This window comes from Micromonospora sp. NPDC005413 (assembly GCF_040606435.1).
Taxonomy (GTDB): domain Bacteria; phylum Actinomycetota; class Actinomycetes; order Mycobacteriales; family Micromonosporaceae; genus Micromonospora.
Map to the genome: position 1 here is coordinate 1 of NZ_JBEXEV010000057.1, position 17,242 is coordinate 17,242.

The 17,242-nt window shown below is 69.4% G+C and carries 15 protein-coding genes; 10 read left to right on the plus strand and 5 right to left on the minus strand.

Features of this window, described 5'->3' with window-relative positions:
* Positions 1–971 precede the first annotated feature (971 nt).
* Positions 972–1,226, minus strand: coding sequence for a hypothetical protein (locus ABZS37_RS31685; protein WP_355175105.1), 255 nt, complete (start codon positions 1,224–1,226; stop codon positions 972–974).
* Positions 1,227–1,401: 175 nt separating this feature from the next.
* On the opposite strand from ABZS37_RS31685, the gene ABZS37_RS31690 reads away from it, so the two are divergent.
* The 5 genes from ABZS37_RS31690 (at position 1,402) to ABZS37_RS31710 (ending at position 5,661) form a co-directional block, all read left to right on the plus strand.
* Positions 1,402–1,872 carry a PRC-barrel domain-containing protein gene (locus ABZS37_RS31690; protein ID WP_355175107.1) on the plus strand — a complete coding sequence of 157 codons (471 nt, stop codon included), beginning with the start codon at positions 1,402–1,404 and terminating at the stop codon, positions 1,870–1,872.
* A 267-nt stretch (positions 1,873–2,139) separates the two neighbouring features.
* Entirely contained in the window at positions 2,140–3,198 is a 1,059-nt protein-coding gene (trpS, locus tag ABZS37_RS31695) for a tryptophan--tRNA ligase (protein WP_355175109.1), read from the plus strand.
* Positions 3,199–3,405: 207 nt separating this feature from the next.
* Complete coding sequence (locus ABZS37_RS31700; RefSeq protein WP_355175133.1) at positions 3,406–3,753, plus strand: YciI family protein; 348 nt, start codon at positions 3,406–3,408, stop codon at positions 3,751–3,753.
* A gap of 2 nt (positions 3,754–3,755) precedes the next feature.
* Positions 3,756–5,012, plus strand: coding sequence for a sigma-70 family RNA polymerase sigma factor (locus ABZS37_RS31705; protein WP_355175111.1), 1,257 nt, complete (start codon positions 3,756–3,758; stop codon positions 5,010–5,012).
* A 58-nt stretch (positions 5,013–5,070) separates the two neighbouring features.
* Positions 5,071–5,661 (plus strand): HAD-IA family hydrolase, encoded by a 591-nt coding sequence (locus tag ABZS37_RS31710; RefSeq protein WP_355175113.1) that lies wholly within the window; start codon positions 5,071–5,073, stop codon positions 5,659–5,661.
* Positions 5,662–5,665: 4 nt separating this feature from the next.
* Here ABZS37_RS31710 and ABZS37_RS31715 read toward each other — a convergent pair whose 3' ends face one another.
* From ABZS37_RS31715 to ABZS37_RS31730, 4 genes are all read right to left on the minus strand, one after another.
* Positions 5,666–6,637 carry an NADP-dependent oxidoreductase gene (locus tag ABZS37_RS31715; RefSeq protein WP_355175115.1) on the minus strand — a complete coding sequence of 324 codons (972 nt, stop codon included), beginning with the start codon at positions 6,635–6,637 and terminating at the stop codon, positions 5,666–5,668.
* Positions 6,638–6,846: 209 nt separating this feature from the next.
* Positions 6,847–7,926, minus strand: a complete 1,080-nt coding sequence (locus ABZS37_RS31720; RefSeq protein WP_355175117.1) for a DUF916 domain-containing protein — start codon at positions 7,924–7,926, stop codon at positions 6,847–6,849.
* 91 nt (positions 7,927–8,017) lie between these two features.
* Complete coding sequence (locus tag ABZS37_RS31725) at positions 8,018–9,991, minus strand: FN3 domain-containing metallophosphoesterase family protein (RefSeq protein WP_355175119.1); 1,974 nt, start codon at positions 9,989–9,991, stop codon at positions 8,018–8,020.
* 144 nt (positions 9,992–10,135) lie between these two features.
* Complete coding sequence (locus tag ABZS37_RS31730; RefSeq protein ID WP_355175121.1) at positions 10,136–11,413, minus strand: HupE/UreJ family protein; 1,278 nt, start codon at positions 11,411–11,413, stop codon at positions 10,136–10,138.
* Positions 11,414–11,533: 120 nt separating this feature from the next.
* Between ABZS37_RS31730 and ABZS37_RS31735 the strand changes: the two genes are divergently transcribed.
* The 5 genes from ABZS37_RS31735 (at position 11,534) to ABZS37_RS31755 (ending at position 17,117) form a co-directional block, all read left to right on the plus strand.
* Positions 11,534–12,196, plus strand: a complete 663-nt coding sequence (locus ABZS37_RS31735) for a hypothetical protein (RefSeq protein ID WP_355175123.1) — start codon at positions 11,534–11,536, stop codon at positions 12,194–12,196.
* 146 nt (positions 12,197–12,342) lie between these two features.
* A complete protein-coding gene (locus ABZS37_RS31740; protein ID WP_355175125.1) occupies positions 12,343–13,986 on the plus strand; it encodes a peptidase in 1,644 nt (547 codons plus the stop codon).
* A gap of 494 nt (positions 13,987–14,480) precedes the next feature.
* Positions 14,481–15,980, plus strand: a complete 1,500-nt coding sequence (locus ABZS37_RS31745) for a SulP family inorganic anion transporter (RefSeq protein WP_355175127.1) — start codon at positions 14,481–14,483, stop codon at positions 15,978–15,980.
* Positions 15,980–16,459 (plus strand): MerR family transcriptional regulator, encoded by a 480-nt coding sequence (locus tag ABZS37_RS31750; RefSeq protein WP_355175129.1) that lies wholly within the window; start codon positions 15,980–15,982, stop codon positions 16,457–16,459. Before ABZS37_RS31745 ends, ABZS37_RS31750 begins: the two co-directional genes overlap by 1 nt.
* Positions 16,460–16,517: 58 nt before the next feature.
* Positions 16,518–17,117, plus strand: a complete 600-nt coding sequence (locus tag ABZS37_RS31755; protein WP_355175131.1) for a class I SAM-dependent methyltransferase — start codon at positions 16,518–16,520, stop codon at positions 17,115–17,117.
* Positions 17,118–17,242: the final 125 nt, after the last annotated feature.

The following is a 17,242-nucleotide window of genomic DNA, read 5'->3' on the forward strand; positions in this document are numbered from 1 at the left end:
GACCAAAGCCTGACCAGTCCGGGGTATAAATCATAATTGGCACTGGCTTTTAAAGCACCCTGTTGAGTTCTCAAAGAACAACCACACACCGACCAGAGCCCCACCTCAGTGGAACCCCAACTCGGGGCTTTTCGTACCGTGTCCCCGCCGCTCTCGCGCCGGGCACTTTTACTACGTTACCTCACCGTCTCCGCCGTGTCAAACCGTGTGTCCCGGTCTGTCATGCTTCGTACGGGTTAGCGCCGGCGCACTCACACAGCAGCGAACCGCTGCGTCAGGTCGTCGGATTTGGCAGGCCGGCCGCTGCGGTTTCCCGCAGTCTCGCCCGGTTCCCTGCCGGTCGTGAACCTTACCCGGTCGGCTTCGCTGCACCAAATCCGCCTCGCGGCCGATCCGGCGAGCCCCGCCCGGACCGTGTCCTGCAGAGGCGAACCCCTGCTTGACCCGGCTGCCAGCCCGTTTCGGTGCTCCAGGACTTTCGTCCCGTTTGCCCCGTTCCGCGCTTGCAGAGAGAAAGTTACGCGTCCGTGGGTTTGATCGTCAAATCCGCGGACAGCGTCCCGCGTCACACTTGGGGCCCCGAGCGATTTCCACAGTTCTGGCAAGCCCGGGAACGACTTCGCGGTCGCGGCGCCACCTGGGGGACGAGGGGGCAGCGTCTCGTCGGGGTGCGACCACGCGGGCTGATCCACTCCAGTTCGGCGAAGTCGGGGTGTCCCGGCTCGGCGATACCCCCTTATCTCCGAGCCGGTGTCGATCAGCTGCGTCGACGCGAGGCCGGCCCGGTCACGAGGGCCGTCCGGCCCAGAAGTCGACGCGGGGCCGGCCCGCTCGCGAGGGCGTCCGGCCCTGAAGTCGACCCGGGGCCGACCCGGGGCCGGCCCGGTCACGAGGGGCCGTCCGGCCCAGACGTCGACGCTGCCCACACACGGACTCCCACAGCCGGTCCCCGAGCCCGGTCACGGGGAATGTCAGGGCACCTGCCGCCGGCGGGCGGCGAACCAGGCGCGGATGCCAAGGACACCGACGGTGGTCCCGATGGCCAGGGACGCGGCAATCAGCAGCGCGTGCACCCACAGGAAGCTGGTGGCGGCGCCCTCGGCCACCGTGCCGGACGCCCAGGACCGCGGGTCCTGCCAGATGGCGACCGCGAACCTCGGCCAGATCACCCAGGTCCAGACCCCGACTCCGACCAGGAAGAGAGCCCACCATCGCGACAGCACCATGGCAGCCGAGTATGCCAGCGCACCTGTTCACCAGCCCGGTCACGAACACGAACCGGCGACACGCCTGGACAGGAACGTCGGCGCGAGGGCTCACCCTCATCAGTCTGTTTCCAACGGCAGCGGGGTGGGCACTGCGAAACAGGACAGCTTGAGGACCGTTCCCCGGAGGTGTCCCATGCAACCCTCGATCTTCAATCCCTGGGCCTGGCGTGATCCGTCCGCCCTTGCTGGCGGGTACGCCCAGACCACCCCCTCGGTCACACCGCCGGACCGCCAGGACGGAGGGCACGAGGGTCCGGACGCACCCGGTCCCGGCACGCCGGTGGACCTGGTGGGCTACCACGTGCAGGCGAGTGACGGACGCATCGGCACCATCGACGAGGCGAGCAACGAAGCGGATGCCGGGTACCTGGTGGTGGACACCGGACCATGGATCTTCGGCCAGAAGGTGCTGCTGCCGGCCGGCACGGTGGCCCAGGTGGATCACCAGGAACGCGTCGTGCAGGTCGACCGGACCCGGCAGGAGATCAAGGACGCGCCGCCGTTCGATTCGGATTCGGCCGACCCCGAGTATCGGGAACGCGTCGGCAACTACTACGCCGACAGTTATCTTCCCCCTCCCGGGGCCATACCGCGGGTAATGTGAGGCCGTGGTCCGGACGGGCAACTGCACGTCGGAGGCTGTCGACATGGTCGACGGCCTCCCGCTCGGTGCGGTGCCCGTGATCCCGCCCAGCTCCGGCGATGGCCGTGAGCAACTCCTGAACGTCCTCCGTGCCGGTGGTCTGCGGTACCGCGCCGGCGCGCGATGGCGGACGGCTCGCTGAGCCGATCCCGCTGACCGAGGGGGCTGAACCGCCCCGCTCGGCGCGCGCCCACGCGTGACCCACCTCAGGATACGAGAGGCACCACCATGTCCGTCGCACGAATGCTCACCGGCGACCGGCCCACCGGCCGCCTGCACCTCGGCCACTATGTCGGCAGCATCGCCAACCGGGTACGGCTGCACCGGCGCTACGAGAGCTTCTTCATCATCGCCGACCTGCACATGCTCACCACTCGCAACCGCCGCGAGGACATCGACCAGGTCTCCGGCAACGCCCGCGAGATGGTGACCGACATCCTCGCGGCCGGCGTCGACCCGGAACGGGCCACCTTCTACCTCCAGTCGGCCATCCCCGAGGTCGGAGACCTCAACACCCTCCTACAGAACCTGGTGACCGTTCCCCGGCTGGAACGGGTGCCCTCGCTCAAGGACATGGCCCGCGACGCCGGCAAGGAGGAGATGCCGTACGGGCTGCTGGGTTACCCGGTGCTCCAGGCCGCGGACATCCTCTGCGTCAAGGGGGAGGTGGTCCCGGTCGGCCGGGACAACGCCGCGCACGTCGAGGTGACCCGGGAGATCGCACGGCGGTTCAACCACCTGTACGGCCCGGTCTTCCCGGTGCCCGAGCTGATCTCGGCGGACACACCGAGCCTGGTGGGCACCGATGGCGCGGCCAAGATGAGCAAGAGCCGGGGCAACACGATCGCGCTCTCCGATGATGCGGCCACCGTGCGTCGCAAGGTGCTCGGCATGTACACCGACCCGAACCGGGTACGGGCCGACGTGCCGGGCACGGTCGAGGGCAACCCGGTCTTCGCGTACCACGAGGTTTTCAATCCCGACCGGGATGAGATGGCCGACCTGGCCCGGCGTTACCGGGCCGGGCGGGTGGGTGACGTGGAGGTCAAGGAACGGCTGGTCGTCGCGCTCGAAGAGTTCCTGGCGCCGATCCGGGAGCGCCGGGCCGAGATCGAAGCCGACCGGGGGTTGGTCGACCGGCTGATCGTCGAGGGCACTGAGCGGACCCGCCAGGAGGTGCGCCAGACCCTGGTCGAGGTACGCCGGGCGATGGGGCTGACCGGCGCGTACCAGCAGGTGCGGCGGCGGGCCGAGCGAAGCCGGCGCCGGACGGACGCCTCGAGCTGAAACCGGGGTGTCCGCCGTACCACCAGGGGCCTCAGCGGATGCGGAGGTCCGCCAGGTTTAGCGTGGTCGGTGGCGCAGAACCGGCTCCTCCCGTGAACTCCCAGGGCCCGGAAAGAAACCTGACGCCGTGTCGATATCCCCGGGCTTCGTTCGTCGTCATGCTGTACGGCGACACGCCGCACCGAGAGGAGCCGGAACGTGAAGTACATGCTGCTGTTCATGAGCCCCACGGCCGACGGGGAGGCCGTCGACAACGGGTGCACCTTCGAGGACTGGATCCGCTACGACCGGGAGATGAAGGACGCCGGGATCTGGGTCTCCGGGCATCCCTTGCAGGACCTGACCACCTGTACGACGGTGCAGGTGGGCCCGGGTGGGGAGCGCACGATAACCGACGGGCCGTTCGCCGAGACCCGTGAGCTGCTCGGCGGGTACGACGTCATCGACGTGCCGGATCTCGACGCCGCGCTGGACTGGGCGGCCCGCAGTCCCGGTGCCCTCGGCGGCGGGTGGGTCCAGGTCCGCCCGATCGCCGACATCGAGGTGCCGGTCTGACCGTGGCGGGCGAGGGGGCAGCCGTCGGGTCGTCGGTGGCGGCGGTGTTCCGGGAGGAACGCGGCCGGCTGCTCGCCTCGCTCGTGCACCGCTTCGGCGACCTCGACCTGGCCGAGGAGGTCACGTCCGAGGCCATCGAGGCGGCGCTGGTGCACTGGCCGACCGACGGCGTCCCGAGCCGGCCGGGCGCCTGGCTGCTCACCACGGCCCGACGTCGCGCCGTGGATCGGCTGCGCCGCGACCGGGTGCTGGCGACCCGGCTCGCCGTACTCAAGGCGGAGGCCGAGCGGGCCGACCCCGCCCCACCCGCCGACGCGGACCAGGATCTGCCCGACGACCGGCTGTCGCTCTTCTTCACCTGTGCGCACCCGGCCCTGGCCGCGCAGGACCGGGGGGCACTCACCCTGCGGTTCCTCGCCGGCCTCACCACGACCGAGGTCGCGCGGGCCTTTCTGGTGCCACCCGCGACCATGGCCCAGCGACTCGTCCGGGCCAAGCGGAAGATCCGCGACGCCCGCATCCCGTTCCGGGTGCCGGGCGCGGACGAGCTGCCCGATCGCCTACCCACGGTGCTCCAGGCCGTCTACTCGGTCTTCACCGAGGGGTACGCCGCCAGCTCCGGCCCGGATCTCCAACGGATCGACCTGGCCGAGGAGGCCATCCGGCTGGGCCGGATCCTGCGGCGGCTCCTGCCCGCCGAGCGGGAGGTCGCCGGGCTGCTCGGGTTGATGCTGCTCATCCACGCCCGACGCGCCGCGCGTACCGGCCCGGACGGCGCCATGATCCTTCTCGACGACCAGGATCGCGGACGCTGGGACCGTCCCATGATCGAGGAGGGGTGCGAGCTGGTGGTGGTCGCGCTGACCGGCCGAGCGCCCGGGCCGTACGGGGTGCAGGCCGCCATCGCCGCGCTGCACGACGAGGCCGTCGACGTGGCCAGCACCGACTGGCCCCAGGTGGTCGCGCTCTACGACGTGCTGCTCAGCCTGGTGCCCTCACCGGTCGTCGCGCTCAACCGGGCCGCCGCGGTGGCCATGCGGGACGGGCCGGAGGCCGGGCTCGCCCTGCTCGACGAGTTGGCCGACGACCCGCGGCTGCGCGGCTACCACCCCTATCCGGCGGCGCGCGCCGACCTGCTGCGCCGACTCGGTCGACACGACGAGGCCGCGGCGGCGTACCGCAACGCGTTGACGCTGGTGGGGACCGAACCGGAGCGGGCGTACCTGCTCCGCCAGCTGAAATCCGTCACGACCGGGTGAGCGGAGCCGCCGATCACTCGCCACCGGGTGCGGCGGCGGCCCGCTGTACCCTTCCCCGGTGAGTCTGCCTCTGCCGCCCGGTGAGTTCGCCGCGTACCTGTTCGACTGCGACGGCACCATCGTCGACTCGATGCCGCTGCACTACCTGGCCTGGCAGCGGGCCCTGAACGAGTGGGGCTGCGAGTTTCCGGAGGAGCTGTTCTACGCCTGGGGTGGACGGCCGACCGCCGACATCGTCGTCACCCTGAACGAGCAGCAGGGTCTGGCCATGCCGGTGGCGACCGTCGTCGAGCGTCGGGAGAGCTACTACCAGGAGTTGCTGCCGCAGCTCGCCGCCGTGCCCGAGGTGCTGGCGCACATCCACGACGCGCACCGGCGGGTCCCGTTCGCCGTCGTCTCCGGCAGCACCCGCGCCTCGGTCACCGCCTCCCTCGACACGCTCGGCCTGCTGGACCGGTTCGACGTGCTGGTCTGCGCCGACGACTACACGCGGGCCAAGCCCGACCCGGAGCCGTTCCTGCTCGCGGCGGAGCACCTCGGCGTACCCCCGGGGTCGTGCCTGGTCTTCGAGGACACCGACCTGGGCATTCAGGCCGCGACCGCGGCCGGTATGGCATCGGTACGCGTGCCACAACAGCGCACGCGTTGAGGTCTCAGGCCACCGTGAGCAGGAGCTTGCCCGCGTAGGAGGTCTCCAGGCGCCGGTGCGCCTCCCGCACCTTGCCGAGCGGGAACGTCTCCGCGACGTGCACCACGAACGGCCCCGCCTCGATGAGTTCGTTGAGGCGCTGCAACTGTCGAGGGCTCGCTTCGCCGTCGTACGCCCGGACCACGACGCCGGGCCGCTCGCCCGGCTCCGGCCGCACCCCGTGGGGGTACGCGATCACGCCGCCGTCGACCAGCGCCTCGGTGAGCCGGTCCAGGGTCTCGCCGGCGGCCATCGCCAGGATGGCGTTCACCCCGGCCGGCGCCGCGTCCCGGACCCGCGCGAGCACGTCGGTCATGTCGCCGTGGCCGTCGAGGGACACGTCGGCACCGAGCCGGGTCACCAGCGCGACGCCGTCCGCCCCGGAGGCCACGGCGATCACGTTGAGCCCCTGCCGCTTGGCCAACTGCACGGCCAGGTGACCCTGCCCGCCGCTCGCACCGAAGATCAGCAACCAGTCGCCGGCCGACAGGCTGAGGGTGTCGAGTCCGGCCAGCGCGGTCAGCGCGTCGGTGGGCATGGCACCGGCGTGCTCCACCGGTACACCGTCGGGCAGCTTCGCCGCGTACTGCGCCTTGACTGCCGCGTACTCGGCGTAGAAGCCGCCCTTCGGCCGGGTGTTGGCGGAGACGTAGACCAGGTCGCCCACCGCAACGTTGGTCACCTGACTGCCGGCCGCGATGACGGTTCCGGCGCCGTCGGAGCCGGGCACGATCGGGAGGGCGGAGCCCTCCGGCACCAGCACACCCAGGCGCTCGTACGCGTCCCACACCCCCACGCCGGCGCTCCAGACCTTGATCAGCACCTCGTCGTCGGCAACGTCCGGCACGGGCAGCTTCCGCAGGGTGATCACCTCCGGTCCACCGAACTCGTCGAAGGCCGCGGCCTGCATCCGCTCTGGCACATCCCCGTCAACCATGTGGATTCCCTCTCCGTGCCGGCGTCACCGTCGCAGCATGCCGGCTCGGGGACAGGCGTGGCCCGGGGCTGAGCGCCGTTCACCCACAAGGGCGTATCTGACCGGCTCGCTGACCGAGTTGGTCCGGCGTCGTGTGGTCGACCCGCACCGGATCGCCGCCGCGCGGTGGCACCGCCGGCCGGGGCCAGGGGCGCTGACAGGAACCGCGATCAGGACGTCTGCGGCTCCTGGCCACGCAGCGCCTGCTCGACGGCGTCGCGTACGCGGGCGTCCTCGCGCGCCCTGCGCTGCGTCGAGTTGCGGCGCCGGTACAGGTACGCCCCGACGAGCACGGCGATCAGCACGACGAGCACCAGCACCAGCATCCACGGCAGGGCCCAGCCGTGCGCGGTGACCTCGACCGGCTTGAGCGAGGTGGTGGAGCCCGAGGCGTCGGTGAGCAGCGGCGTGAGGGTCGCGGTCGCGGCCAGCGAAACGGCGGGAGCAACGCCGCGTACGGGCACCGTCACGCTCCAGCTCTCACCCGGAAGCAACTCCGGTGGCGCGGCGATGTCCCCAGCCCGCACCCGCAGCAGGCCGAACGGGCCCAAGACCGAGACCGCCTGCTGCCCGGACAGGGCCGCGTTGCCGACGTTGTGGACCTTGTAGGTGATGGTGGCGTCACCCTTGCTGAACGGGTTGAACGAGCCGGCGTACGTCACGTGGAGGTCTTCGATCGCGAGGTTCGGCTTCAGCTCGCCGCCGACCCGCAACGTGATCCGGATACCGAGGCGCCGGTCGACGTTGATGCCCTCGGCCTGGTCGGCCTGAGTCAGCGCGGTGAGGATCCCGCCGACGTAGTCACCGGGCGTGGCGTTGTCCGGAACGCTGATCGTGAAGGGAACCTGCGCGGTCTTCCCGGGCTGGATCACGACACTTTCGGCGTTCGCCTTCACCCAGGCGCCGATCGCGACGGATTTCTTGTCCCTGGTGAGCAGGTCGAGCTGACCCGCGTCGGTCGTGAAGCCGTCGGCGGCGTACACGGACAGGGTCAGCGGCGCCGGGCCCCGGTTGGCCACGACCATGGCGTCCTCGACGGCCCCACCGGGATTGGCGTTGTAGGTGTAACTGGACCGGGCCTCGCCGTAGCCGTTGGAGGCCGTCCGGACCGTCCAGGCGACGTTGCCCTCCGCCGCAAGGGCAGGGCCGGCACCGACGCCGGCGGCTGCGACGGCGGCGAGCAGGGACAGCGCGGTCGTACGAAGGAGTACGGCGGTGGTGGTCTTCCAGCGGGTCACGGACGGGTACATTTCGGGTCCTTGGGGTGATCTTGGGAGGATTGCACATGGGTGGCGGGGCAGACCCCAGAGGTGGCCTACCCCGCCCGATGGAACAGGTCGGTCAGCTGCTCAGCGCAGTGATCGTGAGGGTGGTGCGGTAGCTGCCCTTCGCGATGCTGTCCGGGATCTTCAGATCCAGGTCAGCACCGAGCCGGGCGCCGCCCCGCGGGTGGCCCTGCACGGCCGCGGCGAGGCCGCTGGAGACCGAGAGGCCCTTGCCCTGGTCGTCGTAGGACGACAGGATCGGGGCACCGGCCTCGGCACCCGCGCCGCCGTCGAGCACGTACGGGCTCCAACCCAGGTAGGAGCCGGAGAACTTCTTGTCGGCGTCCTGGAAGTCGCCGACGTTGGCCGAGATCGACCATGGGGCGAGCGAGCGGCGGCTGTCCGACACGAGGATCGGGTTGATCTTGCCGGCCGCCCCGAAGAAGGCGCCGTTGCGCTCCTGGGCGGTGCCCAGGTCGACCAGGCCGTTGTAGCCGTCGATCGTCCAGCCGAACTCACCCGGAGCCGGGTTCGGCACGTTCACCTGAATGGCCTGACCGTCACCGTGGTACGGGTGCACCGTCACCTTGTCGGTGATCGAGCCGATCGGCTGACCGTCCGGGGTGTTGACGCAGGACAGGCCCTTCTCGACGGCGGCGTTCGGCGCCGCGCAGGTGCCGCTGCGGACGTTGGCCAGGACCAGCTTGTCGCCGCGCACCTGCACCTTGACGTAGCTGCGGACGTGCTCCTGGTTCTGCGACGAGTTGTACCAGTACTTGCCCGGGTCCAGCGAGTCCGGACCGTTGCCGCGGATGCCCGTGCCGGTGTTGTCCGGCTTCTTGATGTCGTAGTACTTCGAGCCGGAGGCCGAGTTGGCCGTCACGTAGATGACGCCACCCGGGCCGGGGAACACGTCGGCAGCACCGGACTGCTCGGCCGGGTTCTCCTTCTGGCCGTTCTTGATGGAGTAGCTGCGGGAGTAGCTGTGGTCGTGACCCTGCAGCACCATGTCGACGCCCAGGCTGGAGAAGGCCGTGGTGAAGTCTTCCCGCCGCTGCTTGTTGTCGGTGTCGGTCGCGTGGCTGGCCGGCGAGTAGATGGAGTGGTGGTAGACCAGCACCTTCCACTTGGCCTCGGAGCCGTGCTTGTTGATGACGTCGGTGACGTACGCGACGTGCGCCGCGTCGCCGCCGGAGGAGCCATCCGTCGGGTTGGTGTAGCTGTTGCTGTTCAGGTCGATGAACAGCACATCCTTGTGGATGAACCAGTAGTCACCGCCGGACCGGGTCGCCTGGTCCCCGTTGTAGTACTGGGCCGAGCGGTCGGTGTTCGGGGTGTAGTGGTGCTGCTCGTAGGACTTGCCACCGACGTCGTGGTTACCGATGGTGGCCACGAGCGGGTACTGCCGCAGCTGGTCGGGGGCCAGGAACGAGGTCCACTGGCCCTCGTCGTTGGCGCTCTCGACGTGGTCGCCAGCGGACACCAGCAGCTCAGCGTTCGGGTTGGCCCCGGTGGCGACCTTCAGGGTCTCCTCCCAGCCGGCCTGGTCCTTCAGCCGGTCACCGGAGGAGCCGATCTGCGGGTCACCGAAGAACAGGAAGTCGTAGTCGCCCTCGAAGTCCTGCGTCTTGAAGGCGTACGCCGGGGACCAGCTGCCCTCGGCGCCGACCCGGTACGAGTACGCCGTGTTCTCGCGCAGGTTGCTGATCGTGGCGTGCCGGTTGAAGCCGGTGGTGGAGGTGTTCGCCGCACCAACGGCGTCGAAGCTGACGGCGCCGGCCGGGAACTCGCCGTTGACGATCTCGGCGGTCGGGGCGAGCTGGATCTTCTGCGCGGTGTCGGCGGAGGAGTACCAGCTCACGATGCGCTGGGTCTCGTTGGCGCCGACGCCGAGGACAACACCGGTGATCGTGGTGGACTCGGCCGCACTCGCGGTGGCCATCAGGCCACTACCGAGGGCCGCGCCCATTCCCAGGAACCCGGCTGCGACCCCGGCGACCAGGCGCCGCCGCACGAGCCCGGGGGCCCGTGTCGAGGTGCTCAATGTCATCGACATTGTTCCCTTTTCAAATAGAGAAATGGATTGTGCCTTCACCCGACGCTGGGGAAGCAAATCCACGCTTTCGCTGCCCGATGAACCAGCCATGAACGTGATCTTGCGAATGGCTGCACTTCCCGAACTACTTAGCTCTGCTCATGATCCAGAAACGCGCTGCACAAACCAGACGAGCCCCATGATGGACACGACCGTAGAAACAGCGCCGGTCGCCCAGAGACCGACTTTCGGCGCACGACGACGCAGCACGAGCAGCAGCGGGAAGACGACGGCGACAATCGTCAACTGAACGACCTCGATGCCGACGTTGAACACCAGCAGCGACCACAGCAGAGTCCACGACCACGCCTCATTGATGCCCAGCGCACCCGCGAAGCCCAGGCCGTGCACGAGGCCGAAGCAGAACACCACACCGAGGCGGATCCAACCGGAACGGTCCAGGCTGAAGTGACCGTGGCCGGCCGTGTCCAGGTCGGTCGCGTGACCACCGCGCCGCCAGATCCCCCACAGGTGCCAGCCGGCGACCACGGCGATCGACAACGCGATGACCGGCTCCACGATCGCCCCCGGCACCTCGACCAGGCCGAGGGCCGCGAGCATGAACGTCACCGAGTGCGCCAGGGTGAAGCTGGTCGCCGCGAGCACGATCTCCCGAAGCCGCCGCGACCCGGCGATGAGCGCCAACAGGAACAGGATGTGGTCGATCCCGGACCGCAGATGCTCGGCGCCCAGCAGGAAGAACTCCCCGAACCGCTCGTACCACGCCTGCGCGGTCGAGAAGGAGGGGTTGGCGGCGTCGAGCGCCGCGCTGCCCGAACGGCCGTCGATCTCGTAGGTGACGATCGTCTTGGTGCCCTTGACGTAGCCCTCGCCATCAGGGAAGAGACCGCTGTGCACCTCGTGCTCGTCGACCCGCTCGGTGCAGGTCCAGTCGAGCAGCAGATTCGCGTACGGCACGCCCTCACGCTCGCCGATCGTCGCGTCGCCCACCTGGGTCGGCCGGCAGGCCGTACTCCGTGCGGTGACCGAGAGACGGTCGGAGACATACGTGCGGACCGTCGACGCATGGCTCTTCAGTGCCGCGGCCTGGGCGTCGGTGTCACCCGCCTCAAACGCGGCGGTTCCCGCCTGGAAGAGCGGATCGTCGTCACCGGAATCGGCGGCGGACACGACGAGGAGGTCATATTCGAGCTCCACCGCCGTGCGAATGTGACCCTCGTCTCCCGCTGCAATTCTGGTGTACACAGTCGACGAAAACCCGTGCGCGGACGCCACTCCGGCGCCCATAAACGGGATCACCGCTGCGGCGATCCCGACAGCGGCGACGATAACGGTACGGCGGACACGGCCTGACATGCGACTCCCTCGGTTGGCCAGTGCACGTTGCATGTCGCGGGTGAACACCAGCCCGCGCACCGACGAACCGCCGGAAAACAAAGTCCCCGAACGACCACCTGCGGATTTCCGGCAGGCGGAATTGGGATAGGAATACCAAGCAGTGCGCACTTTCCGCCACCACTCGAAAGGACGATCGCCTTGCGCCCCCCGCTTCGGGCCGTTGCCATGCTGGCCGCGACCGCCGCGCTGGTCACCGCTTGCAGCTCCGGCGACGACTGGTCACAGCCACATCCCGCGCCCAGCGCCATCGGCACTCTGGGCCCAGGGTTCGTCGACCCCTCCACGACGCCCGCTCCGGAGGCGACCATCACGCCGCAGCCCGGCTCGTGGGCCGACGTCCACCCGCCGAAGGACTACCGGGTCGTCCTGCTCACCGGCGGCGACGACAACCCGACCAAGGCCCTCGTGACGGCGGTCAGGGAGTGGGCCGACGACGAGCACGTCGACCTCAGGACGATCACCGTCGGCAGTGCGCACGACGCCGTTCCCAGCATCGCCAAGGCGATGGAGATGGGTCCGGACCTCATCGTCAGCGCCGGCAACGACCTCATCGACGCACTCGCGCTGGTCACCCCGAACCACCTGGACGAGCAGTTCCTCGTGGTGGGCGCGGAGTTGGCCGAGCCAACCCACAACGTCACCGCGGTCGATTGGGACGGTGCGTCGTTCCGTGGGGAAGGGCTCGGCACATCCTCGACGTACGACCCGAACTCGTTCACCGCCGAGCGCTGCGCGGCGGCCATCAGGGCGGGCGCGGCGGCGGTCCTCAACGACCTGACCGGGATTGTGGTCTGGCTCTGACGACCGGGCGGTCCGCCTCGCTCCGGTGGTCTGAGTCATGGCGATCCGACAGCCATGACCGGGTGCGCCGGAGCACGCGGAACGGGACCGCATCTTCGATGATCAACAGCTAGAGTGCGGGCCAACCATCCCTCACCGGAGATCACATGAATCGCAGATCCGCTAAATTGTCGCGCCTCGCCACGGCAACAGCGCTGCTGGCAACGGCCACTCTCTTCAGCGCCCCGCCCGCGGCCGTTGCCGCCGAGGCGCTGCCCGACCTGTTCGTCTCCTTCGACCGTGAGCCCGTTGCCGAGATCGACAACAACGGCACCACCGTGGGCATGTACGTCTACAACTACGGCGAGGCCCCCGCGACGGGGGTGACCGTCACCCTGGACCTGAGCAAGGTCTCCAACGCGGTCACCGCGTCCGTGTCGGACTGGGACGACACCTGCAAGCTTGCCGGCACCAAGGTCACCTGCACCATCGGAGCCCTCGATGCCGGCCAGGTCACGACCGTGCACCCCCTGTCGCTGGCCAGCCGCCAAGGTGCCGCCCCCGGCGACGCCGGCTCGGTCACCGTCACCATCGACGGCGTCGAAGACGACATGGCACCGGGCAACGACACCGTCTCGTTCCCGGTCACGGTGATCCCGTCCGGCCCCGATCTGGTCGCTGCCGCGCAGGACCTGAACGACAAGGGCAACCCGGTCGGCCCGGGCGACACCGTCCCGCTCTACTCAGGCATCGGCAACGAGGGCGACACGGCCGCCAAGGACTTCACGGTGCGGGTCAGCCTCCCCACCGGCGCCACGTTCGCCGAGCGGTACAGCGACTGCACCTACACCGACTACTACCCGAACGACATCGGGAAGCCCTACGTGTACGGGCCCAGCGAGGTCAGCTGCGTGGTCCCGCTGGCCCTGGATCCCGGCGACGGCCTGCTGCTGTTCGACGACGAGACCGGCGAGTCGCTGTTCAACATCAACTTCGGCCGCAACCTGGCCGGTCCGGACCAGACCTACGGCTCGCTCGACGTCGCACTCGCCGGGCAGGAGCGCTCGGCGAAGAACAGCGCCCGCACCAAGGGCACCGGGCCGTCGTTCGCCGCCACCGTCCGCAAGCTGCAGACGAAGGGCGCAAAGGGCGACCTCGCGAAGCAGCGTTCCGCGCAACGCGAGCTCGACGAGTCTGACAACTACGCGAGCTTCGGGTTCTGGACCAAGAAGAACACCCTCGACGTCGCGGTCAGCGCACCGGCAGTCAAGGGCGCCGTCGGTAAGACCGTCAACCTCCCCTACGAGGTCGTCAACAACGGCCCCTCAGACGGCGGCGGTCCGTCGGTGATCATCACCGCGCCTACCGGCACGGTGCTGCTGCCCAGCGAGTGGTGCTACACCGATGGCACCGAGCACGAGACGCTGCCGGAGTCGGCCAAGCTCCGGTGCAACTTCGAGAGCGAGTTCCCGGCCACGGCTTCCGGGTACGGCCGCATCAAGGCGACGGTCCAGGTGAAGATCAAGTCAGCTCCGGGCACCGACGGCACGATCGTGGCCCGCAGCGTCACCTCGGCGACCGAGTCCAAGCCGGAGAACAACACCGCCCAGATCGTCATCACCACCGGCACCGCCGGTGGCGGTGCCGGTGACGACGATGGTGACAACGGCGGCTCGGGCGGCGGCCTGCCCGTCACCGGCGCCCCGGCGGCCATGCTCGCCGGCGGTGGTGCGGCAGTGCTCGCGCTCGGCGCCGTCCTGCTTGTGCTGTTCCGCCGTCGCCGCGTGGTGCTTCAGGTTCCGCGCGACTGATCCGGCAACACGCAACACAGCAGGGGTGGGCCGCAATCGGCCCGCCCCTGCTGTGTTGCAGCGGGGTCGGCTCGGTCAGGAACAGCCGGTGGAAACCCCGGTGGCTCAGAGCGGGGCGGGCCCGCGGCAGCTCTGGTCTCTGCGGTCATGGTGAACGCTGGCGCGCCGAAGCATGTCCCGGCGGCGGCGAACGACCTGGCGGACGCCATTCCGGTGGCCGTGCACTGATCGGTGCAGCTCGACCTGCGAACGCATGATCCGGCGGTTCCCGCCAGCCATGCGCAGCGCTGGTGACGGTCGCCACGCTGGGCCTACTCTCCCCTGACGGAAGAGTAGGGTCGGTGCCGGTCGTCGCAGTGAGACCCGAGTGGCCTTCTGCGGCGACCGTGCCGCGTCCGGGGTGCTGGCGCCCGCGGATTTGCCTCACCGGCTTCGCTGATCGATGGGGCGATAGTTGGGCGCGTCCCAGGTGACGCCCGAGTGGAAATGGCTGTATGTCCTCTGTGCTGTCCGCGGCGCCCCGGCCGCGTCTGTCCCGCCCGTCCTGGCTGTCGCCGAAGGTGTTCCGCACCGAGGTCCTCGCTGGCCTGGTCGTCGCTCTCGCGCTGATCCCGGAGGCGATCTCCTTCTCGATCCTGGCCGGGGTCGATCCCCGGGTGGGCCTGTTCGCCTCGTTCACCATGGCCGTCACCATCGCGATCTGCGGTGGTCGGCCGGCGATGATCTCCGCCGCGACCGGCGCCATTGCTCTGGTCGTCGCGCCGTTGGTCAAGGAGCACGGCCTGGACTACCTGATCGCGGCGGTGATCCTCGGTGGCACGATCCAGGTTCTGCTCGCCGTGCTCGGCGTGGCGAAGCTGATGCGGTTCATCCCCCGCAGCGTCATGGTCGGTTTCGTCAACGCCCTCGCAATCCTGATCTTCGCCGCTCAGGTCCCGCACCTGCTCGGCGTGCCGTGGCTGGTCTATCCCCTCGTCGCCGTCGCCCTGGCAATCATGGTCGGGTTGCCCCGCCTCACTCGCGCGGTTCCGGCACCGCTGGTCGCCATCGTGGTGCTGACCGTGGTGACCGTGGCCGCGCACGCGGCGGTGCCGACCGTCGGCGACGAGGGAGCCCTGCCGGACAGCCTGCCCACCCTCGGCCTGCCCCAGATCCCCTGGACGCTGGGCACTCTCAGCGTGATCGCCCCCTACGCCCTGGGGATCGCGCTGGTCGGGCTGATGGAGTCGCTGATGACGGCCAAGCTGGTCGACGACATCACCGACACCCACTCCAACAAGACCCGCGAATCCTGGGGACAGGGCGTGGCCAACATCGTGACCGGGTTCTTCGGGGGCATGGGCGGCTGCGCGATGATCGGCCAGACAATGATCAACGTCAAGGCGTCCGGTGCCCGGACCCGACTGTCGACCTTCCTGGCCGGTGTCTTCCTCCTGATCCTGGTGGTCGCGCTCGGCGACGTGGTCGCGGTGATCCCGATGGCTGCCCTGGTCGCGGTGATGATCATCGTGGCGGTGTCGACGTTCGACTGGCACTCGGTCGCCCCGAAGACGCTCAAGCGGATGCCGTACGGCGAGACGATCGTCATGGCGGCGACCGTCGCGACCACCCTGGCCACCCGCAACCTGGCCATCGGCGTCGTGGTCGGCGTGCTCACCGCCATGGTCATCTTCGCGCGGCGGGTCGCCCATCTCGTCGAGGTCACCAGCGTGCTGGACCCGGACGGCGGCACCCGCATCTACTCCGTACGCGGCGAGCTGTTCTTCGCTTCCAGCAACGACCTCGTGGGTCGGTTCGACTACGCGAACGACCCCGACCACGTGGTCATCGACATGACCCACGCCCACGTCTGGGACGCCTCCTCGGTCGCGGCCCTGGACGCGATCACCACCAAGTACGCCACCCGCGGCAAGACCGTCGAGATCATCGAGCTGAACAAGCCCAGCGCCCGCATCCACGACACCCTCGCCGGCCAGCTCGGCGTCGGCCACTGATGGCCGCCACCAGTTCTGCCGTAGTGGGGCCGGAGCACATCGCAGGCCGGTTGATGCAGATCGGCGAGGCCGCCGAACGCGTCGGGCTGAGCATTCGCACCATTCGCCACTACGAGGACGCCGGCCTGATCGTCCCCTCCGCACGCAGTGAGGGCGGCTTTCGTCTCTACACCGAGCCCGACCTCGATCGCCTCGCCGTGGTCAAGCGGATGAAACCCCTCGGGTTCACCCTCGACGAGATGCGTGACCTGCTCGCCGTCCTCGATGCCCTCGACACCGCCACGGGCACCGACCGGGACGCCCTGCTCGATCGGCTGGGCATGTTCCACGCCGCCGCCACCACCCGCGTCACCGCACTCCGCGACCAACTGACCATGGCCGAGGGCTTCGCCAGCACGCTGCGCGACAGACTCGACCACCACAGCGGCACCACGGTTGCCCCGGCCACTGCCCCGGTGACCGAGGACATGGTGCACTGAGCCTTCCGGAAGGGTGGAATCGGATGTCTGAGCAGAGCCTGCGTCGGCGAGTGACGTCGTGAGGTGCACTCTGCGGACCCGCGATCCGGGTCCGTCCAGCGCCGGCACCGCCCCCACACAGGACGAACCCGTTCGTGCGACGGCGGCCCATCGACAGCGATGGGCGGTGGAGATGATGGCTGTCGCGCCGGACGACCAGGTGCTGGAGATCGGATGCGGTCGGGGAGCGGCCGTCTCCCTGGTCGCCAGCAGACTCACGACCGGCCGGATCGTCGCCATCGACCGAGCGGCGACGATGGTACGGCTCGCGACCGAGCGCAACATGAGCCACGTCAGCGCCGGCAGAGCCGAGATTCGACGTGCCGGATTCGAGTCGGCCGACCTTCCCGCCCACCGCTTCACCAAGATCTTCGCGGTGAACGTCAGCCTGTTCTGGCTGGGCGACGCGACGCAGCAGATCGATCGGATGCGGAACCTGCTGGCACCGGGCGGGCGGCTCTACGTGTTCGGCGAACGGCCCACGGCCGCACACGCCACAGCGAACCTCACCGCCACCGAGCTCCTGCTCGAAACGCACGGTTTCGCCACGACCAGATCGAGCGCCACTCGCGGTCAGGGCCAGGTGCTCACCTGCGTCATCGGCACGCCGATCGAGTAAGGCTGATCTGTTCGCGATGCTTCGGCACCTCTGCGCGTGAAGGGCGGGCTCGGCTTTGCGCCGAGCCCGCCCATAAAAGGGGCCCTGGCAAAGGTGACACCCATTTGTTTTACCCGCTGAACGCC

Excerpts from the sequence above, each read along its gene's own strand:
- ABZS37_RS31685 (WP_355175105.1), bottom strand. The coding sequence starts at position 1,226 with ATGGTGCTGTCGCGATGGTGGGCTCTCTTCCTGGTCGGAGTCGGGGTC.
- ABZS37_RS31690 (WP_355175107.1), top strand. The coding sequence starts at position 1,402 with ATGCAACCCTCGATCTTCAATCCCTGGGCCTGGCGTGATCCGTCCGCC.
- trpS (WP_355175109.1), top strand. The coding sequence starts at position 2,140 with ATGTCCGTCGCACGAATGCTCACCGGCGACCGGCCCACCGGCCGCCTG.
- ABZS37_RS31700 (WP_355175133.1), top strand. The coding sequence starts at position 3,406 with ATGCTGCTGTTCATGAGCCCCACGGCCGACGGGGAGGCCGTCGACAAC.
- ABZS37_RS31715 (WP_355175115.1), bottom strand. The coding sequence starts at position 6,637 with ATGGTTGACGGGGATGTGCCAGAGCGGATGCAGGCCGCGGCCTTCGAC.
- ABZS37_RS31720 (WP_355175117.1), bottom strand. The coding sequence starts at position 7,926 with ATGTACCCGTCCGTGACCCGCTGGAAGACCACCACCGCCGTACTCCTT.
- ABZS37_RS31725 (WP_355175119.1), bottom strand. The coding sequence starts at position 9,991 with ATGACATTGAGCACCTCGACACGGGCCCCCGGGCTCGTGCGGCGGCGC.
- ABZS37_RS31740 (WP_355175125.1), top strand. The coding sequence starts at position 12,343 with ATGAATCGCAGATCCGCTAAATTGTCGCGCCTCGCCACGGCAACAGCG.
- ABZS37_RS31745 (WP_355175127.1), top strand. The coding sequence starts at position 14,481 with ATGTCCTCTGTGCTGTCCGCGGCGCCCCGGCCGCGTCTGTCCCGCCCG.
- ABZS37_RS31750 (WP_355175129.1), top strand. The coding sequence starts at position 15,980 with ATGGCCGCCACCAGTTCTGCCGTAGTGGGGCCGGAGCACATCGCAGGC.